This is a genomic window from Rhodospirillales bacterium, assembly GCA_028824295.1.
In the GTDB taxonomy this organism is placed as follows: Bacteria; Pseudomonadota; Alphaproteobacteria; order TMED109; family TMED109; genus VXPW01.
In genome coordinates, this window is the sequence record JAPPED010000023.1 from 74870 (window position 1) to 93129 (window position 18260).

Genomic DNA, 18260 nt, shown 5'->3' on the forward strand with positions numbered 1-18260 from the left:
CAGATACCGGCGCAAGTCCTGCCCCAGGAGTGTGCCGGTGGAGGGATCGGGCCAGAGAGGCGACCCGACCGGTCCCGTCGGCTGGCAGTCAGTCGTGGCCCTGTTTCCAGATTTCGTAGGCCGACAAGGTCTCTTCATTGGGCGGGTACGTGCCGGGCACGGTGTCGCCGGCGCGGATTCGCTCTAGCACGAAGGTTTCCACCCGCTCCTGCTCGACGGCATCGGCCGCAACGCTCTCCACCATCGCGGTCGGGATGACCGCCACACCGTCGCCGTCGCAAACCAGCACATCGCCCGGAATGACCGCCACACCGCCACAGCCGATCGGCGTCTGCAGGTCACCCATCGCGAGCCCAGTGTTATTGGGTGGTGCCGCCCGCCCGCCGCACCACACCGGAAAGCCGGTCGCCACGACGGCTTCCGCATCCCTCACCGCGCTGTCCGTCACGCAGGCAGCGACGCCGCGCACTCGCAAGCGTTCCGCGAGGATGTCACCGAGTGTCCCGACGTTGCAATTTCCGAGACCGTCCATCACCAGGATTGCCCCGGCGGGACATTCCTCTATCGCGCGACGCTGCGGATTTTCCCTCGCGCCCAAGACGGCGGGGTCCGAGAGGTCCTCACGCATGGGGATGAACCTGACGGTATAAGCCTCGCCGGCCACACGCCCCTGTCCCTCCGCAAGCGGCGCAACGCCACGCATTGCCGTCGCGCGAATGCCGCGTTTGAGCAATTGCATCGTAATGGTTGCAGTCGAACAGGCGGTTAACGCAGCCCGCAGTTCAGCGTCCATTCCGCTGGTCTCCAGCATTGGCCCAGAAACATGCATGATTCAGCAGGAACGGACACGAAACAAGTCGGACGGCTTCGACACCCCACCAGTCTCTCGTCATGCCCCGATCGGTTCCTGACTGCCAGGACGATGTCCGTGGCATGGCAGGTGCACACCACGCGCACGCTTCCGCAAGGGCCTCAGCCGCCGGACCCGTCACGCAAGGTTGAGCTCACCGAGAGAGCCGGTTCCGAGTTCGAGGAGATCTTGGCTGAATTCGGACCAAGAACCATGGCAGGTCGCGTTCAGCGGCGGCGTTGGCGGCGCGTGCTCCCCGCGCTTCTCCGCCCGAACAACCGTTGGCGGCGCGACGACCCTGCCCCGCTCCTCCGAACGGGACGGGTTTCGCTCTTACTTGATCCGGCTACTTTCGCTGAGCCCTTGCGCGAAGATGCAGGCGGGCGGACACGCACCGGCCGAAACCATCCGACAGCCAGCTGCGACCCCGGTGCCTGCGGTGCTCATCACGCGTTCGGCACGGCCGGATTCACGACTTCGATGTCCGGAAAGCGCATGAAGTCACGATCGGTGGTTGCAATCGCCGCGCCGTGCTCCATCGCCAGTGCGGCAAGGTGGGCATCCATCACCATGGGACCTTTGGCCTGGCCCTCCTGACACATTCTGCCCAGCAGCCGCCATGCATTCGGCCCCGGCTGGAGAAGACGGACGTTCGGCAGCGCGAGCCACTCGTCGACCCGCGAGCACGCCTCTGCCGGGGACAGGGGGCGGCTGAAGATGCGGCGGTCCGATACTATCCGGACGAAGGCCAGCAGGGTGACAACGGCGAAGCGCACCGCTCGGCCGGACGACAACGTGTTCTCGAGCCAATTCCGAGACGGCTCATGATGCGGACTTTCGGTATCGGCGGCGTAGAGAAGCAAGTTGGCGTCGATGAGAATCACCGGCCGACCGGGCCATCAAGTAGATCCAGCAGGCCGCCGATGTCGTCCAGGTCGCATCCGGGCCTGAGACCCATTGCCTGCGACTTGACCGAAAATGGTGTCGCCAGATCCTCTTCCGTGGGTGCCTCGAAGCCGCGGCGAAGACATTCGTTGGGGGATTATATACCCTACTTGACAAACGCCCGCGGATGACCTATAGTTCTCCCACGCAAAAGGAGAACACATATGGCACAAACCGCACCAGGCAAGGCCCACCGCAAGGGCGTCAGCCTGATCGAACTCATGAACATGTTCCCGACCGAGGAGGCCGCGACTCGGTGGTTCGAGTCCGTGGTCTGGCCGGACGGCAAACGGTTCTGCGGGCGGTGCGGCTCAACCCGCACCAAACCGGTCCCGAACGCTAGACCGATGCCCTACTGGTGCTCCGACTGCCGCAAGTACTTCTCCGTCCGCACGGGCACCCCGATTGCCCGCACCAACATTCCGTTGCGGAAATGGGCCATTGCGATTTACCTGTGCCTAACCAGCCTGAAATCGGTCGCCAGCATGAAGCTGGCCCGGGATCTCGAGATCACGCAAAAGAGCGCGTGGTTCATGCTGCACCGGCTCCGGGAAGCGTGGGCATGGCGGCGCGGGACCGGCCCGTTCGATGGCCCGGTCGAGGTCGACGAGACCTACTTCGGCGGGAAGCGGAAGAACATGTCCAACGCCAAGCGCCGGGAAATCCGGAAGACCGTCGGCGGCCGCGGTGCCGTAGGCAAGACGGCCGTGGTCGGGGCCAAGGACCGGGCGACCAACAAGGTGAAGGCCGAGGTCGTGCAGGCCACGGACAAGGCCACGCTACAGGGTTTCGTGTCTGACACCGCCAAGGATGGCGCCACCGTCTACACGGACGAGGCCATTGCCTACAAGGGCATGCCCTTCGACCACAAGGCGGTCAAGCACTCGGTCTCGGAGTATGTCCGCGACATGGCCCACACGAACGGTATCGAGTCCTTCTGGTCCATGCTCAAGCGGGCACAGCAGGGCACGTTCCACAAGATGTCACCGAAGCACCTGCAACGCTACATCGCCGAGTTCGTGGCCAAGCACAACATCCGGGAGTCGGACACGCTCGATCAGATGCGGGACATGGTGGCCGCCATGGTCGGCCGGAACCTGCTATACCGGGAGCTGGTCGCGGAGAACGGGCTGTCGAATGGGGCGCGGTGATCAGGTCTAAGGCGGGTAATACTTCCTGTTATCCGCTTATTGGTTAACGTCTTCCTGCGAAATCCCCGCTGGTATTTCCATTCCAGTATTTGGGTTGCTCGTGACGGCTGGTCCGTCCAGTTGTTCAGGCCATATCATGCCTTCTTGATCGCCCGGTTGCAGCGCGTCGATTCGTGTGGTTATTCGGGCATCCATGCTGCTCAGGTTGGCGCCAAGACTATCTAGACGGCCGATCGTGTCGTCCAGTCGCGCATTGATCCCGACAACTTGTGCGTCAAACTTGGCATCAAGCCCATCAACGCGTGCGCTAAACTTATCGTCGAGGCCGTCAAAGCGAGCATCGACCGCCTCAAACTTGGCGTTCAGGGCATCAAACTTGGCGTTCAACAAATCGGCTTGACCTGAGTTCAGGTTGATTATCAGAATGCCCAAGGCGATGACCACTCCCGCTGCTGAGATCGGAACCTGCCACTTGCCCATATATCCGTCCCTATCAATCATCCTGGGTACCGGTGCGCATTCAAGCGCACCGTGAGTTCGATTCCTACTTCTTCCGCGCTTATGTAGGAATAATAGGAAGGCGTAATCCTCAATTCAACTCGCCTTGGCCGAGTTGCTTGTCCCTTCGAACCATCGATCGTACACTCACCCCCGCAACCAATCGTGACCTCGGCCATGGGCCGGGTCACCCGCTGAATACAACAGCCTACTTACCCGGCATGGGGTCGCTCCCCGCGCCGAGGCGAACAGGCGGGGCCTTTCTGTTTTCACGGTTGGTTGCAATGGCCCGGCGTCAGCCGGCGCCATGGCAGAAACCGTGAGTCATTTCTGATGGGGAAGATTATTCGGGCACCTGTCTTGGTGGCAGGTGCCATCGCCGTTCTGCTGGGTCTGGTTACCAGTGCGCAGGCGGATGATGCCGATGACGTGCGCCGGGCCGTGATGGGACACGAGGCGTTCATTCAACGGTGCGTTCAGGACCACATTGACGGCCTTGAGGAGGAAACGGGCGTGGACTCGGCCACCCTGTCAGACCGGGCCATGGAAGTGGCCAGGGGTAGTGCCCGCAACGTGTGCGAAGGTTTCTACAAGGAACTCAACGTGTGCGTGGCAGGGGGCGCGGCCCGCGGGATTCTGCGGACTAGAGAGATCGCGGCCAAGATAGAGAAGGTATTGACCGACCCGCTCACACGGGCACAGGACTACGAAACGTACCACCGCCTGAAGAAGACCTCGGAGCGCGAACTGGCGGCGCTGCACGACCTGAAGGATGGCCGCACCGATTACTGTGACACGGGGAGTGATGAGTCATGACCACGGCGCGAACCAGAAGCGTGGACGTGACCGTGGCCGTTCGCTACAGCGCGACCGAGGGGCGGATCTACATCAAGGTCCCGGGGTGCCCGCTGACCCACGTCACACCTGAACCTGCCAAATCCCACACCTATCACCGTAGTCTCTGGAAGCACCTCGGGGAGTACTTGCGCCAGCAAGGACAACCGGCACCGGATGTGCCGTCTAACAAGGTAAGTTAGTCGTGGTTGGTTTTCGTAGCGTCCTGTTCGCCACGGTCCTTGTCCTTCGGCTTATCCCGCAAACTCTCATTCCGCAGTAGTGCCCTAGCTAACGTCTCCGGTGTGGCACCCTTCAGGTCGCGTTCGGGGTCGAGCATGGGCTTCATGGGTTGTCATTCCTGCAAACTGCGATAGATGATCCGTGGACCTCCCCGGCCGACCACGACGACCAGCCGGGGGAACCAGAAGCGGCGGGATGCCGAACGCAGGGGCGAGATGCCCAGCCGCCTCGACCGACAGTCCACAAAATTGAAAGAACGACTAGTCGGGTCGAGGCGCGCAAACGAACGTCGACCAACGCCAAGCACAATGTAGGGTAGATGGTAAGTGCTGGCTCCCCCTAGAGGGAGTTCATAACGGAAATGGCTGGATTTTGCGGGTGCTACCCGATTGTGGGAGAGCGGGGTTGTCTAGTAGGGTATATAAGTCCCATTCGTTGACGGTTTCCTTGAGGCTCCTGCCCGTGCGCGCCATCTCGTCGCGCAGCTTGGCTGCGTTGTCGTCGTCCAGCGTCAACGTGGTTCTCATGCGAGTGATGCTAAGAGGAGAACATCATGATGGCAAGCAAGTGATGCAGATCATTCCTGGGAGGCAGCGTGCTGGAACCACCGATGGGCACAGCGATCGTGCCACGGCGTCTTCGACCCTTGGCCGTGAAACCCGACATGGCCGCCCGAACGTGGAAACAGGCATGTCAGCGCCGTGGTCCGTCGCCAAGCCTGGGCACGGTACGGCGCAAACGGGACAATCGGGTCATCCTGGGCGGCAATCACCAGCGTTGGCACGTTGATCCCCCCCAGAAACTCCTTCGCTGAACACTGCCGGTAGTAGTCGTCTGCATCGGCATAACCGTGACTTGGCGCGGTGAAGCACTCGTCAAATTCATAAATGGTCCTGACCCGCGTGATCGCAGATCGCACGCCAGCGTCGAGCGGCACACCGGAAGCCTGCGTTTCCGCCTTCATGTGCGACAGGAACCATCGGTGATAGCCGGCATTCCGCCACCGGAGAATGTTGCTGCAGGTTGCGGCCAGATCGATCGGGGCGCATACGGAGACTGCTGCCAGTACTCGCCTTCGGGTACCGCCTGGTTCCCCCAAGAACTTCAGCAGGATGTTGGCGCCCAGCGAGAATCCCATCACCACTACCCCGTCGCCCACCAGTCCCGCAGGCAGGTCCGCAATGAGGTCCGAAAGGTCCGTGCTGCTGCCCGCGCAGTATCGCACCCGGCAGGTGGTGCTCGACGGCCCGGCGCCGCGCAGGTTGACGCGCAGCACCGCGTACCCGTGTTCGAGGAAATACCGGGCGCTGGCTCGCAGGTAGTCGCTGTCTTCAGACCCGGCCAGCCCGTGTACCAGCAGCACCAATGGCCGGTTCGCGTCAGACAATGGAGAATTCAGCACCGCCTGATGACAGTCGCCCGACCCGTCCGACGCCGGCACGCGCAACCGGCGGGTCTCGAACTCCGCCAGGCTGACGGATCGTCCTCTCAGGGAGTTGCGGCATGTCTGCAGATCCCCTGACCACCACGGGAGCCTTGGACGAAATTCCGGGAACGCGACTTCTGGACGGGTCATCATCAGTTCAATAGGGCAAGCCGACGTAGTTCTCCGCCAACGACGTCATGGCGGCCCGAGACGAGAACAGGTACTCAAGCTCAGCCTGTTGCACGCGCTCGCGAAACGGGCCCTCCTCCGGAAACCGGTGCAGCAACGACGTCATCCACCATGAAAACCGCTCGCACTTCCAAACCCTGGCGAGCGCCCTCTCCGAGTAGTCCCGAAGCCCGGAATCGTCATCTCGGCGGTAGTGGTCGACCAGCCCATGCCACAGGTAATGAACGTCCGACGCCGCCAAGTTCAGGCCCTTGGCTCCGGTCGGCGGCACGATGTGCGCCGCGTCGCCGACCAGGAACAGGCGGCCGTGCCGGAGCGGCTCGGCAACGTAGCTCCGCATCGGCGCAACGCTTTTCTCGACGGACGGACCCTCTACCAGCAGATCCGCCGTGGCCGCCGGCAGGCGCCGCTTCAGTTCCTCCCAAAATCGCTCGTCACTCCAGTTCTCGGGAACGTCCTCTGACGGGCACTGCAGATAGTACCGGCTGAGCGAGGGCGACCGCATGGAGCAGAGGGCAAAACCACGTTCATGACTGGCATAGACCAGTTCTGGCGAAACCGGCGGTGTCCGGGACAAGACGCCGACCCATCCAAACGCGTACACCTGCCCGAATTCGCGAAGCACCGACGCGGGCACGGAACCGCGGCTTACCCCGTGAAAGCCGTCACAGCCAGCAACGAAGTCGCAATCGATGCGGCGTTGCTCACCGGCATGGCGGTACGTGACGTACGGGGCATCGCCGTCGAGATCGTGAAGGGCTACGTCCTCCGCACCGTCCACGACGGCCCCGCCCAGCCGCTCGCGGGCCTCGAACAGATCGCGCGTCACCTCGGTCTGGCCATAGACCGTCACGGTGCGGCCTCCGGTCAGGCCCGCCAGATCCAGCCGATGCCGCCGGCCCGCGAAGGCGATGTCCAGCCCTTCGTGGATCAGTCCCTCTGCCTCCAGCCGGTCCGCCACACCCGCCGCTCGGAGCAGATCGACCGTGCCCTGTTCGAGTACGCCGGCACGGACCCTTCCCATGACATGAGCTTTCGTCCGCCGCTCGAGCACGACCGATTCCACGCCCTGCAGATGCAACAATTGCGACAGGAGCAGACCGGATGGCCCTCCTCCGACGATGACGACCTGTACCTGCATCTCCCCTGTCTTCCGTGCTTCGTTTTGAGCCCTGGCGATTCCGAGCGCCGGCCGCCGGGCGGTTTGTCGCGCAGCCTCAGGCACTCAGAGCCGCATCAACCATGGCGACAGCCGATCCCAGATAGCGTTCAGGGTCCTCAACCGCGCGCCAGTGAACCGGGGCATCGGTCTGCCGCTCGAGCACGGCGATCAATCCCTCTCCACCAGCCTTGGCCTCACGGCATGCATCGCTCACCAAAGCCCGGGCCCGCTCACGCGGCATGTGCTCAGCCAGGGCGAAGGCCGCCGCCTCCGCCAAACATAGGCCCCGTGTCGCCTCTAGGTTCCGGCGCATCCGTGCGACATCGACCGTAAGCCCAAAAACCAGATGCTGCGCCTGCGCCAGTGCCCCGCCGGCAGCCAGCGCCATTCCGGGCAGTGTGAGCCACTCCAGTGACCAAGCCGCCCCGCTCCGCTCACCCTCGTGGAGAAGCGCCTGATGCATCGCCCCCAGTGCATTGGCGTTGTAGCGGGCCAGGGCCACCAGGACCTCGCTGCGGACAGGGTTGCTCTTCTGCGGCAACGTCGAGGACCCGCCGTGACCAGGTTCCGACGTTTCGGCAACTTCGCCGACTTCGCTCTGCGCGAGCAGGCCGATGTCGAGCCCCATGGTGCCCAGCGCGCCGGTCACCAGGCTCAGCCATCCGGCACATTCGACGACACCGTCGCGTTGCGTGTGCCAGGGCACCGGCGGGGCAGCGAGACCCAGTTCGTCCGCCAGCGCCTCGCGCACCCTCGTCCCAGCATTTCCCCACGGCGCAAGCGTTCCCGCGGCGCCTCCGAGCTGCACGAACAGCAGGCGGGGGCGCAGCTCCGCCAGTCGGTCGCGACTGTGCAGGAGCGGCTGGCGCCACCCGATCACTTTCAGCCCGAACGTCGTCGGGACCGCCTGCTGCATCCGGGTTCGTGCAAGCATGACTGTCGTTCGATGGCGGCGTGCGAGGGCCCCGAGCGACTCGATCAATTCCGCAATCTGTTTATCGAGACGCTCCAACAGATCACGAAGCAACAGTACCAGCGCGCTGTCGACCGCGTCCTGCGAAGTGCCGCCCCAATGCACGTAGTCGGCCGACGGACCACCCACCGCTTCGCGAAGCTGGGCCACCAGCGCCGGCACCGGCACACCGGCGGACTCTGTCCCGCTACCCAGCCGGGCCAGGTCGGGAGTGAATTCGGCCAATGCGCGATTGATCTCGTCCGCGGCGGCCGCCGGAATGACGCCGCATCTGGCGTTTGCCCGGGCAAGGGCGGCCTCGAATCGCACCATCGCGGCCGCGCGACGGCCGTCGGAAAGCAGTTCCCGAATGTCTGCGGGCGCAAACAGCGCGCCGTGCGACGGCGCCGAAAAGGGATCGGAAGTCACGCGGACGCGACTGCAGGCAGCTCAGACATCGAAGAAGACGGTCTCGCGTTCGCCCTGCATGTGAATGTCAAAACTATACGTGCGGCTCGAATGGGCATCGGTGCACCGTGCGATCAGCGTGCCCCGCCGGCCACGAGGTACCGCGTTCAGCACTGGATCCCGGAGATTCGCCTCGTGCTCGTCAGCGAAGTAGATGCGCGTGACCACGTGGCGCAGCAGGCCGCGCATGAACAGGGTGACCTGCAGGTGCGGAGCCTGAAGTCCGTCGACGCTGCCGGGCTTGACCGTCTCGAACTCGAACCGGCCGTCCGACCCGGCGCCGGTCCCCACCCGGCCGAAGCCGGTGAACGGTGCGTCGGATGGACCGGACGGCGGTTCGTTCGTGAAACCGTCGCAGCGGCCTGTCGCATCTGCCTGCCAGACCTCGATCAGGGCGTCCGGAATCACGTCCCCGGCACCGTCGAACACGCGTCCGACAATCCGGATACGCTGGCCGCAGGCCTGATCCGTCACCATGGTTCCGCTGCCGATGGCGGTCCCAGCGAAACCGTACTGGTCGGGCACGAGGCCGAAGCCGAAGAACGGCCCGATCGTCTGCGAGGGAGTTTGTCGCGGCATCCGGCCCTAACCCTCGTGCGGCGTCGCCCCAGGGCCGTTCAGGACAACGTCAAACCGGAAGGCGAGCGCGACGCCGGGCTCGGTGCGGTCCAGATCGAACTGGGCCAGCAGCAGGTCGCGGGCATCCTCCGGCACGCTGTTGTAGATGGGATCCAGCGGCAGCAGCGGATCCCCCCGGAAGTACATTTGCGTCACCAGCCGTGAACCGAAGTCAGGCCCAAACAGCGACAGATGGATGTGGTTGGGCCGCCAGGCGTTGGGGTGGTTCTGCCACGGGTAAGCACCGGGCTTGATGGTGCGGAAGCCGTAATGACCGGTGGCATCCGATCGACAGCGCCCGGCACCGAGAAAGTTTGGATCGAGCGGGGCATCGTGCTGATCGGTTGGCTGGATGTATCTGCCGGCGGCATTCGCCTGCCAGATTTCGAGCAGGGCGCCCGGGACCGGCCGTCCGGCCTCGTCAATGATCCGACCGGTGACGATGATCCGTTCCCCGACGGGCTCGCCGCTACGGCGTCCGTTCCTGGTGAGATCGGCATCCAGCGGAGCAAGCGCCGAGCCATCGCGGGCCGGACCGGCGTGCACCGACGAGAAACCGGGTACCCGAAGTGGCGGCCGCGTGGGTGCCCGGAAGCGCGTCGACACGTAGTCGGGATACCGATACGGCGGCTGGCTTGATCTGTCCGGCTCGCTGGTCGTCATCCGCTTTTCCCGGTGCAGTGCCGACGCGCATTCGGAACCGGCGATCCTCGGCCACCGGCAACGCCACCGCAAGTGCCCGGCGCCCGCCGCCGCCAACGCAGGCGGCAATCGGCAGACGTCCTACCCGCCGACCGAAAAGGAGTTCCGCTGAAACGTTCCAACGCGCGGCTAACAGCCTAGACCCTGTGACATCTGGGCATAACTGGTGAGGGGGACCGCGCACATCTGATTCCAGTCCGCCTTTTCGATGACGGGCCGGTGCAGCAGTTCGATCATGTCATCGAATTTCTCAAGCGCAGCGCAATCGACGACGCCTGGGTCCGCCGCCACACGGTGTTGAGGCCAGACGTGGTCACGGGCGTTACGCCAGAACTCGGTATCGTACTGGGAGCCGCAGGAATAGTGCCACCCAACAAACAGGCCGTAGCAGAGCATATTGTTGACGAGAAACCGATTAACCACCGGCGCGTCGCGCTCGAGCGATTCGACCGGTCGGTTCAGCCGGATGTGGAGCACCATCCCGATCTGCAACTGGGCCGATACGATCGCGGTTGCCTCGAGGGGCTCCATGAAGGCCGCAGCATTGCCAATGCGGGCCACTGCACCATCGTAGATCTGACGGTGGACGAAATTGGGAAACGGAATAACGGCGCGCTGCTCGAATTCGGAGACGCCGTCGGCGTCAAGGAACGCGTCAAAGTCCGCCTCGACTTCGGCGAGGTTGGATACATCGCGATTGAAGATGTACCCGTATGACGTGTGAACCGTAAGCGGAATCACGAATATCCAGCCGTGCGGACGCGCGACCGCGCGGGTGTAGGTGTGTTGCAGGACCGGGCCCTCCCCGCTTTCCGCGACGATTGCCGGGCATCGACGAATGACAGCCGTGTTGGTGGGAATAAAGGAAATGTCGATGTGGTGATCGGGATGGAGCTCTTTCGGGAACCCGCGGGCATCAAAGACCAGGTCGTAGTGTTCCGGCGCCCGGTCCTCGAATTCCACCTCCGCGCCGCCCTCCACTCTGGCGATTTTCAGCACTTTCGCGTCGATGTGGTGCGCACGCGTGGCTTCGTGCAGCAATTCCGCCATGAAATCCGCCGACAGGTGGTAGGCGTAGGACACCTGCTGCGGCGTGAAGTAGTGGGTGAAGTCTCGATTGCGCCGACCCCAGCCCTCGAACGCCACACCGTACTTCCTGGTTCCTTTCAAACGCTGCTGCACAGCCGCATGCGGCAACTTCGTCAGTTGCTGCAATTGCTGAACCAGACTGGGCCAACTGCCTTCACCCACGCCGATGACCGGGATGCGCGAGTCATAGATGTGGTGCAACTCGTAGTCGTTGTCCGGGTGGAGACGCGTCACGCTTGCGGCTGCCAACGAACCTGCCGTTCCCCGCCCGACAATCGCGATCTTCCGTAAGGATTTGCCGTCCGGCACCATCTACCTACGAGGCTTCTGTGAGCGACCGTTGATCAACTGTCCGAGAGCGCTTATCTCGCGCGCTCAAACTCTGGCAGGGGCGTTCGCCTGCCGCCCTGACTCGCAAGGGAGCCTGCCTCCAAAGTCCTCGCGTCCGCGCCTTCGGTGTCGGTGAACACACCGGTCTCGATGGCGATGCCAATTCGCATCAGCGCACGCGCCGAAGCGCTGTCTGGGTGAATTCGCTGTCATCAAGATTCGTGCGGAATCGGAAATCGGTCCAGTGGAGAACCGTGCTAGCACCGGTCAGGTGATTCTCCATCGTTTGCTCTTCCGCCCGCCAGTACTGATCCAGATACTGCTGGTACTTGGAGAGCGTGAGCGTCTTCAAATGCGAGCCCTTTCGGTCGTAGAGCTCCATCTTCCAGGTTCGAAGTTCGTCCGCATCCTGCCACACGACCTTCCTGCTGTAGCCGGACTTCGCATCCAAGGGAACCTGTTCGGTCACCGTACAAGTCAGTTCGCCGCAGGGTTCGTCGCGAAGATACTTGTAGGTGTACTCCTCCACCTCCGGAGGGCTCATGTCCTCGTACGAAAATTCGCTTCCCATGAATGACCCTGAGCGCTTCGCTGCGCTGATGCGCTTCACCCTCTTCAGGGCCGGGAGATACAGCCACTGGTCATCCTGCGTGTTGATGTGAGCATGAGTCAAGAGCGCTGTTCCCTGTACGTCGCGTGGCTGATCGAACACGAACAGGCTCTTGTCACCGTCCGTCAGCACCTCCAGGACCTTGAAGCGCATCTGGCGCACGCTCTCGCGTCCGTGCCGGTCGCGGAGCACCATCGTCAATCCGGCAGAGAAATCTCCGAAACCTTCGTTCCGGGCACTCGCTTCACTGGCGATCCGAAGCCCTTTTTCCTCCGGCGTTTCGTCCTGGGCAAGCGTGTGCGAATGCGGCAGGCAGAAGCACGCCAGGGCCAGAACCAGGGCAACGGCCCAGGCACGGCGGGGACACAGGCAGCCCGTCGCCCGGCTTTGGCGTGTACACCTTCCCACGGCGGTTTCGCGGCGGATCAGCATCCCTTCAGCTCCCGTGATGGACACGACGCATTGTACCGTGAATCGATTCCGGGGCCCTCCAAAGGAGTTGGCAGCTCGAAGAGCGATAGCCGCCCAAGCTGCGGGATGAACCGGCGCAGCGGGCCGCGTTGCATAGAACCGGCTTGTTGGCATGCGATGGACACGGCTCCTCCGTCTCGGAAAACTCGACGCAATTTCGCAGGCGCGAAAGCGGGCAGGAAGGCAGATCGAGAGGCGAATCCACCGTGCCAGCGGCGTTTGCAGTGCAGCGCATCAGCTTAAAATGGTTGCATTTTTTCGCATCTTTGTGTATGCTATCGTCCGTCCCTTGACGGACGCGAATCGTCATGTTTAAAGGAAGGAGAACGTCATGCGCAGCGGCGATGACATGCTGAAGCAGATTGTTGAGAAGTCTTCGTTGGACCCTGAATTCAGACAACAGCTTCTGGCGAATCCCAAGAGTACCATCAGCGAGGAATTGGGTATCACAATACCTGAGTCCATGAATATCAAAGTGCATGAAAGTGACATGCAGACCGTGCATGTCGCGCTACCGCCAGATCCCAACATCACCGAGGAGCAACTCGAAGCTATTTCAGCTGGTCTTTGCTGCTGCTGGTAATCTCCACGATCAGCGGGAGGGCGGTTGAAGTTCCGCATTGATCGAACCCACGTTTCGACGTGGCCTCGCCTTATTTTTCTTCCCTAGGCGGGCGTACTTGATGGTTGCGTGCGCCCGCTGAACGCCGCTGTCAGGAGGTGGCCGCTCCGGACAGCACCATGAACACGTAGGCCTTGACCTTTCGAAGCCCGTTTCCGGATATGACCAGCTTGATGTGGTGAATGCCGCGCAGGAGCAAATAACGCCCGGACTTCGCGAAGAGTGGCTGCGGTTTCGACACCCAGCCAGCAAGCGCCGCAACCTTCTCCGGAACTACAAGCTCCTCGTGGCCTAGTGCGGCCAGGAACGGGTCCCAATCACCCGGGCCGTCCAGCCAATAACGTGCATCTCTTGTGTATCGCTGCTTGACCATGAACGTCAGGCCGAGCGTCGGACCGAGACCGTCTTCCTGGACGTCAACGTTCACCCCTGCCCTCGCGACGTTCGCGCGTCGCGCGAAGCGGGACATCACGGATTCGACGGCCGGGATCTGACCTGGCCAGTTCGTGCCCGCGAGATAGGAACAGAGGTCATGCTGCGCTTCAAAGCCCATGATGGCCAAACGAATCGCTCGTGAACGAGACGGAAATACTCCGAAAGAATCCATGCGCGTTCCCGATGGCTGCGCCAGGTAGACTCGCTCGACGTGCTCGCGTTGGGCATCGTTTCGCTTCCAGCCCGCACAGGAAACGAGGGCGTCCGCCACCATGCCGGCGTCGTTCGCCTGACCGCGGGCGCCGATGATCGGCCGCCCGCCGGGCCGGAGGAACATTCCCGGATGCTCGCGCTCGCGCTCGCGGTCCCGCGCCGAGCCGATGTCATATTCCAGCATCAACTTGCGGCCCACTACTGCTCGCAGGGGTGAATTCTCCGTATCGATGTGTCTGAACAACCGCGCAATCGCTGTCGCGGTCTCGTCGGTCTTGTTGGTCCGCGCTCGCTCCAAGAAAAACTCAGCCGTTCTGGTTCCGCTCGCCAAGGAGACGCCCAAATCCGCCTCCGGCCTCGGAGTGTGCAGCGGCAGTTCAAAGCCGAACGGAAGCGCGCCCATCGTGATCGGAAGGTCTTCGGCGCATGCGAGTATGCGCTCCCATTCAGGGTCACCGACAAGCGTCGGCGAAACTCCGTTTCGAAAGTGTCCGAGCAAGTCGCCCATGGTGCCGCCCTCTTCGGCGAGGCGGTCCTGGGTCAGCGCGACTGCTTCGTCAATATCCATGCCGTCTCGTCACGCGATAACAGGTGCAGGATTGATATCTGCTTCAGCGACGGGGAACTCACGGCGCCCCATGCTGACCGGCACGTCGTACAACCGCCCCGGCGCGAATCTTGCCCAAAAGTGACGCATGCCCGGCACGATGACCCGCGTCACCGGCATGCCGACGTCGGGCCGGGTCTGGTCCAGCACCAGGAAATCCATTCCCCTGGCCTCGGCGAGCGCGCGACAGTATTCCACGTCGTCACGTGTGTCCGTCGAATCGGTCGCCGGGTACCGTGATGCCTTGTGGGGCTGCTCGTCCGGCGACGGCGCCAGCCAAGGGCAATCGGCGAGTCGAGCGGTCTTCCACCACCAAAGCGCCAACGGATCATCGATCATTGGCCGACCGTCTCGGCTTTCGGGACCCGGCAGCCAGCTCAGGCACTGATTCAATTCGCAGACTGCCCGCAGTGCCGCCAACCGTGGTTCAGCATGGGCGCCAGCACCGTAAATGATGTCCTCGGTCTGAGCGTCCGGGCTGCGCGAAAGCGCGACAAAGGTGGGAATGCCGATATCAGAGGTGACGTCGAGCATCCACATTTCCCGATCGCGGCGGCCGTAGTAGTCAGCGGCGGATGCGAGGTAGTCGTCGTCGAAGCTGGCTAGGTCGACCCCGGGCACACGTAACCGGTTGTACCACCAGATGGCAAAGGCATCGCGCTCGACCAGTTCGTAGAAGCCCTGCAGGACGGCCTCTTCCAACGTGTTGCCGGCGGCACAGCCGTTGGAATCGGCAATCAGATCGGCCGGGCCGCGCTGTTCAGCCGGCATGCTGTAGAGCATGGACGTCGGCAGGTAGCGGTGCCGCTCATGCGTGAGCGACCACACCGGTGTCCAGTCAATTTGAGCGTCGGGAGCGAGCCGCGACGGGACGATGTTGTACGGGTGTCCCTTCGCATTGATGCTCTCGGCATTGTCGAGCTGATCGTCACTGAACAGCTGCACATCGTTGGGATGGATTGCCTCTCCACTCCCTGCGAACTCGACGAGTGACTTGCGTACACGGATCTCCTCACCGTGAAAGGCGCCTGAATAGCGCTCGATCGCTTCGCAGAGCGCGCTGACCTCAGATTGCTCTCGCGTGCTGCCCTTCCCGGCACTCTTGCTGCGCAAGCTTCGCCTGAGCGAACTCAGGCTTCGGGTTCTCATCCCGAGGTTGCTGCCGGCCCAGTGCACGTGCAGCCAGGAATCAGTCTCATCGGTGGTGCGGGAAAGCCACGTCACGACACCGCTGATCGGACTCACCAGGTGGCGGTACTTGGCCAGGGTGACTTCCGGTGCCACGATGCGCACGCCGCCGCTGTTGCGATGCCCTTTGGGACTCGCCTTCAGCGAGACCGGGATCGGCGGTCGGTCTGGGCGATGCAGCGCCCGATCGCCGCATGCCGGGCACTGTGGCCGTCGCACGACCCGATGCCTAGAGCTGGCCAACGTACCGACGTCCACGGCGATCGCGTGCTCGTGAATCGGAGCGGCCTCAGTGAGCACCACCCATTTGACAATCTCCGCCGCGATCAGTCGGTAGAGCGCTTCGAGCACCGCTGGCTCCGCGGCGAACGGCTTGAAGGCAGCCCCCTCACCAGCAAGGTTGCGCAAAAAGCTGTGCACCTCCTGGTGGCAGCGCAGGCGGTAGCTGAGGCAGGCCCAGCAAGCTCCTGTTTCGTCTGAGCGAAAGACGGGGCCGAGCAACGGCTGGATGCCGCGGGGTCTCGCCAGCATCCAGGAAGCGCCGAGCCCAAGATGACGCTGATTGACGTCCGCAAGTTCTTCCTCGAGATAGTCGTCACAAACGACAACGCTCAGCTCAGGGTCGTCGGTTCGCACCCTGGCGCCGGAGTCGTTCAGGTGTCGGGCCAGTCGCCCCTGGTCACCGACAACCGAGATGCGCGATTCAGCCAGCCGTTGTTCGACCCAGCGTGGCGAGGCGCCAACCGACGACCAGTAGGCCGCCCGGGACCGCTCCATCCCGTGGTCGGCCGAGACGACATAGCCCCTGGCCGCGAGCGAGACGATGGCTGCGAGAACATCGACCGAGGCATGGACGCCCTCGAGAGCCGAGACGATTTCGTCGTGTGAATGCCGACCGTCGAGCAACGGCAGCAGATCGCCGTACAGCTTGCCGTGCAGCAAAGTATTGAATGACTCGGAAACCAGCAGCATCTGCTGCTCGTCGATGTCGTGAAACTTCAGGTGTGGAGCGAGCGCTGGAAGCGTGATGAGGCCCTGGTCGTCGGGAGTGGTCTTGAGCAGAATCCCGCGCTTGGGATTCCCGGCGGTCTCCGCTTGCACCCGGGATTCCTGCGCAGGGTCAGCGGGCACCTTCAGGCGCGCGCAGTGAACGCGCAGCTCCCGGTGAGTTCGCGGGCTGCAAGTCAATCAACCGTCGAGCCCGGCAGACCGAAGCGCTTGCGCCTGCAAGCGTTGGCACGACGATTGTGCACCTTCCGCCCAGCGCCGTCGGTTTCAAACCGTTCCTTCCCAGCGAGTTGCGCGATGGCCTGCGGCAGACATTGGGGAAACGCGTCAGCGCTTGACGGCCCGATGGGCTGTCTGACGTCAGTTCCGCCCGAGCCGAAGGCGCGACGAGCGGCTGTGGTTTGCAGCATGCAGTTCCTCTGGCGGCGTACCTCTCCCTGACGCGGAACGCCATGGTACCATCAGGGGCAGTGACCCGTCCGACCGTCAGCCTCTCAAGACTTCGACGAGGCGCTCCAGCGCCTCGATGCAAAACGCGGTAGTGACGGCTTCGGAACCATGGCCGATCTGCCCCACTACACCCCATTGCAGCGACTGGTCGCCAAATGCGAGAAGTTCCGGCCAGCTGCCGTCCTCTCGCTGCGAACTCAGGAGCCGTTCCATCTGGCGGCTCCCGTCGATGCCCTCGAGTTTTCCAATGTTGTAGAGCGCCGATACCGCCTGGGCGGTCTGAAGGATGTTGCCGAATTCACCCCCTTCATCACGCAGGCCCAGGATCTGGTCCGCGAGTATTGGGCGCAACTGATCAAGCGCGGGATATGAGCGAATCATGGCGCGGGTGATCGCATAGTGGATCGCGACCGTGTCCGGGTACCATTTGGACGAACCCTCAAGCCCGCCTTCGGAAACCAGGGCTTCCAGCCACCGCTGCGCATCCCTGGTTTCGGGGTGGTCACCGAGGTAGGCGATGACATTCGCATTGACGACCGGGTCCGCTTCGATCCGGAAAGCCGATACGACATCGGGCTGATCCTCCGCGAGCACCCACGTCATGAAGCGACCTTCCCGGTCACGATTCGCCAACATCTTCGGGACGTTCTTCCCCAGCACCATCCATGGGTGATTGCCGATGACGAGTGAGCAGAGCGTGGTGCTGTCAAGGTCTTGTGGAAGATGCCGGTAGTATCGCCAGAAACCGGGATGTTCAACGGTATTGACAAGATAGGTTCTTGTGCCGGTGCAAATGGCCTTGGCCCGGTCTTCGTCGGAACTTTCTAGGGCGAGTACGCAGAGGGCGGAAACAAAGGGAGGCCGTTCGAAGTGCCGTGGAATCCCCGGGTCGGCCACGTTGAACCGGATGCAGTGCCAGGCTCCGCGATCGTCGATGGTGGATTCCAGAAATTCGAGACCGCGGCGGATGCTGTCTCTTCCGGCCGTCGCAAGTGCCTCGGGCGTGACGGCGCTCGCCTGGGTGGTCGTCGGTTTCGGGGCGGGTGGGCGAAACGGAGGTGCAGGGTCGTGCATTGTCCGCTTGAGAAACTCCAGTGACGCTGCTCCGGTCAACGCCTCCTTCCGTTCGGCCTCGCTGAGCTTGCTACGCGGCGGCAGTACCACGTGCGTCGTAGCATCCGTTTCTTCGTGCACACGAA

The 18260-nt window shown here is 63.0% G+C and carries 18 protein-coding genes; 4 read left to right on the top strand and 14 right to left on the bottom strand.

The genetic code is table 11. The features are described 5' to 3' along the window. Window positions 1–88 precede the first annotated feature (88 nt). The gene (locus tag OXH60_10275; protein MDE0712504.1) at window positions 89–793 is read right to left on the bottom strand and encodes a ribonuclease activity regulator RraA; all 705 of its coding nucleotides are present in this window, start codon (window positions 791–793) and stop codon (window positions 89–91) included. A 503-nt stretch (window positions 794–1296) separates the two neighbouring features. Then, window positions 1297–1734, bottom strand: coding sequence for a type II toxin-antitoxin system VapC family toxin (locus OXH60_10280; GenBank protein ID MDE0712505.1), 438 nt, complete (start codon window positions 1732–1734; stop codon window positions 1297–1299). Window positions 1735–1959: 225 nt separating this feature from the next. Between OXH60_10280 and OXH60_10285 the strand changes: the two genes are divergently transcribed. Beyond that, complete coding sequence (locus OXH60_10285; protein MDE0712506.1) at window positions 1960–2946, top strand: IS1595 family transposase; 987 nt, start codon at window positions 1960–1962, stop codon at window positions 2944–2946. A gap of 36 nt (window positions 2947–2982) precedes the next feature. Here OXH60_10285 and OXH60_10290 read toward each other — a convergent pair whose 3' ends face one another. After that, a complete protein-coding gene (locus OXH60_10290; GenBank protein ID MDE0712507.1) occupies window positions 2983–3447 on the bottom strand; it encodes a hypothetical protein in 465 nt (154 codons plus the stop codon). A gap of 330 nt (window positions 3448–3777) precedes the next feature. Here OXH60_10290 and OXH60_10295 point away from each other — a divergent pair, with 330 nt between their 5' ends. Beyond that, window positions 3778–4260, top strand: a complete 483-nt coding sequence (locus tag OXH60_10295) for a hypothetical protein (protein ID MDE0712508.1) — start codon at window positions 3778–3780, stop codon at window positions 4258–4260. Continuing rightward, window positions 4257–4481 (top strand): hypothetical protein, encoded by a 225-nt coding sequence (locus tag OXH60_10300; GenBank protein ID MDE0712509.1) that lies wholly within the window; start codon window positions 4257–4259, stop codon window positions 4479–4481. The genes OXH60_10295 and OXH60_10300 overlap by 4 nt, the downstream gene beginning before the upstream one ends. 390 nt (window positions 4482–4871) lie before the next feature. Here OXH60_10300 and OXH60_10305 read toward each other — a convergent pair whose 3' ends face one another. The 8 genes from OXH60_10305 to OXH60_10340 form a co-directional block, all read right to left on the bottom strand. Beyond that, on the bottom strand, window positions 4872–5036 hold the full coding sequence (locus tag OXH60_10305) for a hypothetical protein (GenBank protein MDE0712510.1): 165 nt from the start codon (window positions 5034–5036) through the stop codon (window positions 4872–4874). 62 nt (window positions 5037–5098) lie between these two features. Continuing rightward, window positions 5099–6097 carry an alpha/beta fold hydrolase gene (locus OXH60_10310; GenBank protein ID MDE0712511.1) on the bottom strand — a complete coding sequence of 333 codons (999 nt, stop codon included), beginning with the start codon at window positions 6095–6097 and terminating at the stop codon, window positions 5099–5101. A 7-nt stretch (window positions 6098–6104) separates the two neighbouring features. Next, complete coding sequence (pobA, locus tag OXH60_10315; protein ID MDE0712512.1) at window positions 6105–7277, bottom strand: 4-hydroxybenzoate 3-monooxygenase; 1173 nt, start codon at window positions 7275–7277, stop codon at window positions 6105–6107. A 76-nt stretch (window positions 7278–7353) separates the two neighbouring features. After that, window positions 7354–8679, bottom strand: a complete 1326-nt coding sequence (gene pcaB / locus OXH60_10320) for a 3-carboxy-cis,cis-muconate cycloisomerase (protein ID MDE0712513.1) — start codon at window positions 8677–8679, stop codon at window positions 7354–7356. Between the two features lie 21 nt (window positions 8680–8700). After that, window positions 8701–9297, bottom strand: a complete 597-nt coding sequence (gene pcaG / locus OXH60_10325) for a protocatechuate 3,4-dioxygenase subunit alpha (GenBank protein ID MDE0712514.1) — start codon at window positions 9295–9297, stop codon at window positions 8701–8703. 6 nt (window positions 9298–9303) lie between these two features. Continuing rightward, on the bottom strand, window positions 9304–9999 hold the full coding sequence (gene pcaH, locus OXH60_10330) for a protocatechuate 3,4-dioxygenase subunit beta (protein ID MDE0712515.1): 696 nt from the start codon (window positions 9997–9999) through the stop codon (window positions 9304–9306). 168 nt (window positions 10000–10167) lie between these two features. Next, the gene (locus OXH60_10335; protein ID MDE0712516.1) at window positions 10168–11439 is read right to left on the bottom strand and encodes a tryptophan 7-halogenase; all 1272 of its coding nucleotides are present in this window, start codon (window positions 11437–11439) and stop codon (window positions 10168–10170) included. 187 nt (window positions 11440–11626) lie between these two features. Next, on the bottom strand, window positions 11627–12523 hold the full coding sequence (locus OXH60_10340) for an outer membrane lipoprotein-sorting protein (protein MDE0712517.1): 897 nt from the start codon (window positions 12521–12523) through the stop codon (window positions 11627–11629). A 346-nt stretch (window positions 12524–12869) separates the two neighbouring features. On the opposite strand from OXH60_10340, the gene OXH60_10345 reads away from it, so the two are divergent. Next, window positions 12870–13121, top strand: coding sequence for an NHLP leader peptide family RiPP precursor (locus tag OXH60_10345; protein MDE0712518.1), 252 nt, complete (start codon window positions 12870–12872; stop codon window positions 13119–13121). A gap of 130 nt (window positions 13122–13251) precedes the next feature. Here OXH60_10345 and OXH60_10350 read toward each other — a convergent pair whose 3' ends face one another. The 3 genes from OXH60_10350 to OXH60_10360 all read right to left on the bottom strand — a co-directional run. Then, entirely contained in the window at window positions 13252–14376 is a 1125-nt protein-coding gene (locus tag OXH60_10350) for a hypothetical protein (protein MDE0712519.1), read from the bottom strand. Between the two features lie 9 nt (window positions 14377–14385). Next, window positions 14386–16704, bottom strand: a complete 2319-nt coding sequence (locus tag OXH60_10355; GenBank protein ID MDE0712520.1) for a TOMM precursor leader peptide-binding protein — start codon at window positions 16702–16704, stop codon at window positions 14386–14388. Window positions 16705–17097: 393 nt separating this feature from the next. Beyond that, window positions 17098–18260 (bottom strand): hypothetical protein (locus tag OXH60_10360; GenBank protein MDE0712521.1); only part of this gene is annotated, 1163 nt, incomplete at its 5' end.

Bases quoted from the DNA above. Each gene is read 5' to 3' on its own strand.
- OXH60_10275 (MDE0712504.1), bottom strand. From the start codon at position 793: ATGGACGCTGAACTGCGGGCTGCGTTAACCGCCTGTTCGACTGCAACC.
- OXH60_10285 (MDE0712506.1), top strand. From the start codon at position 1,960: ATGGCACAAACCGCACCAGGCAAGGCCCACCGCAAGGGCGTCAGCCTG.
- OXH60_10290 (MDE0712507.1), bottom strand. From the start codon at position 3,447: ATGATTGATAGGGACGGATATATGGGCAAGTGGCAGGTTCCGATCTCA.
- OXH60_10295 (MDE0712508.1), top strand. From the start codon at position 3,778: ATGGGGAAGATTATTCGGGCACCTGTCTTGGTGGCAGGTGCCATCGCC.
- OXH60_10300 (MDE0712509.1), top strand. From the start codon at position 4,257: ATGACCACGGCGCGAACCAGAAGCGTGGACGTGACCGTGGCCGTTCGC.
- OXH60_10310 (MDE0712511.1), bottom strand. From the start codon at position 6,097: ATGACCCGTCCAGAAGTCGCGTTCCCGGAATTTCGTCCAAGGCTCCCG.
- pobA (MDE0712512.1), bottom strand. From the start codon at position 7,277: ATGCAGGTACAGGTCGTCATCGTCGGAGGAGGGCCATCCGGTCTGCTC.
- pcaG (MDE0712514.1), bottom strand. From the start codon at position 9,297: ATGCCGCGACAAACTCCCTCGCAGACGATCGGGCCGTTCTTCGGCTTC.
- pcaH (MDE0712515.1), bottom strand. From the start codon at position 9,999: ATGACGACCAGCGAGCCGGACAGATCAAGCCAGCCGCCGTATCGGTAT.
- OXH60_10335 (MDE0712516.1), bottom strand. From the start codon at position 11,439: ATGGTGCCGGACGGCAAATCCTTACGGAAGATCGCGATTGTCGGGCGG.
- OXH60_10345 (MDE0712518.1), top strand. From the start codon at position 12,870: ATGCGCAGCGGCGATGACATGCTGAAGCAGATTGTTGAGAAGTCTTCG.
- OXH60_10350 (MDE0712519.1), bottom strand. From the start codon at position 14,376: ATGGATATTGACGAAGCAGTCGCGCTGACCCAGGACCGCCTCGCCGAA.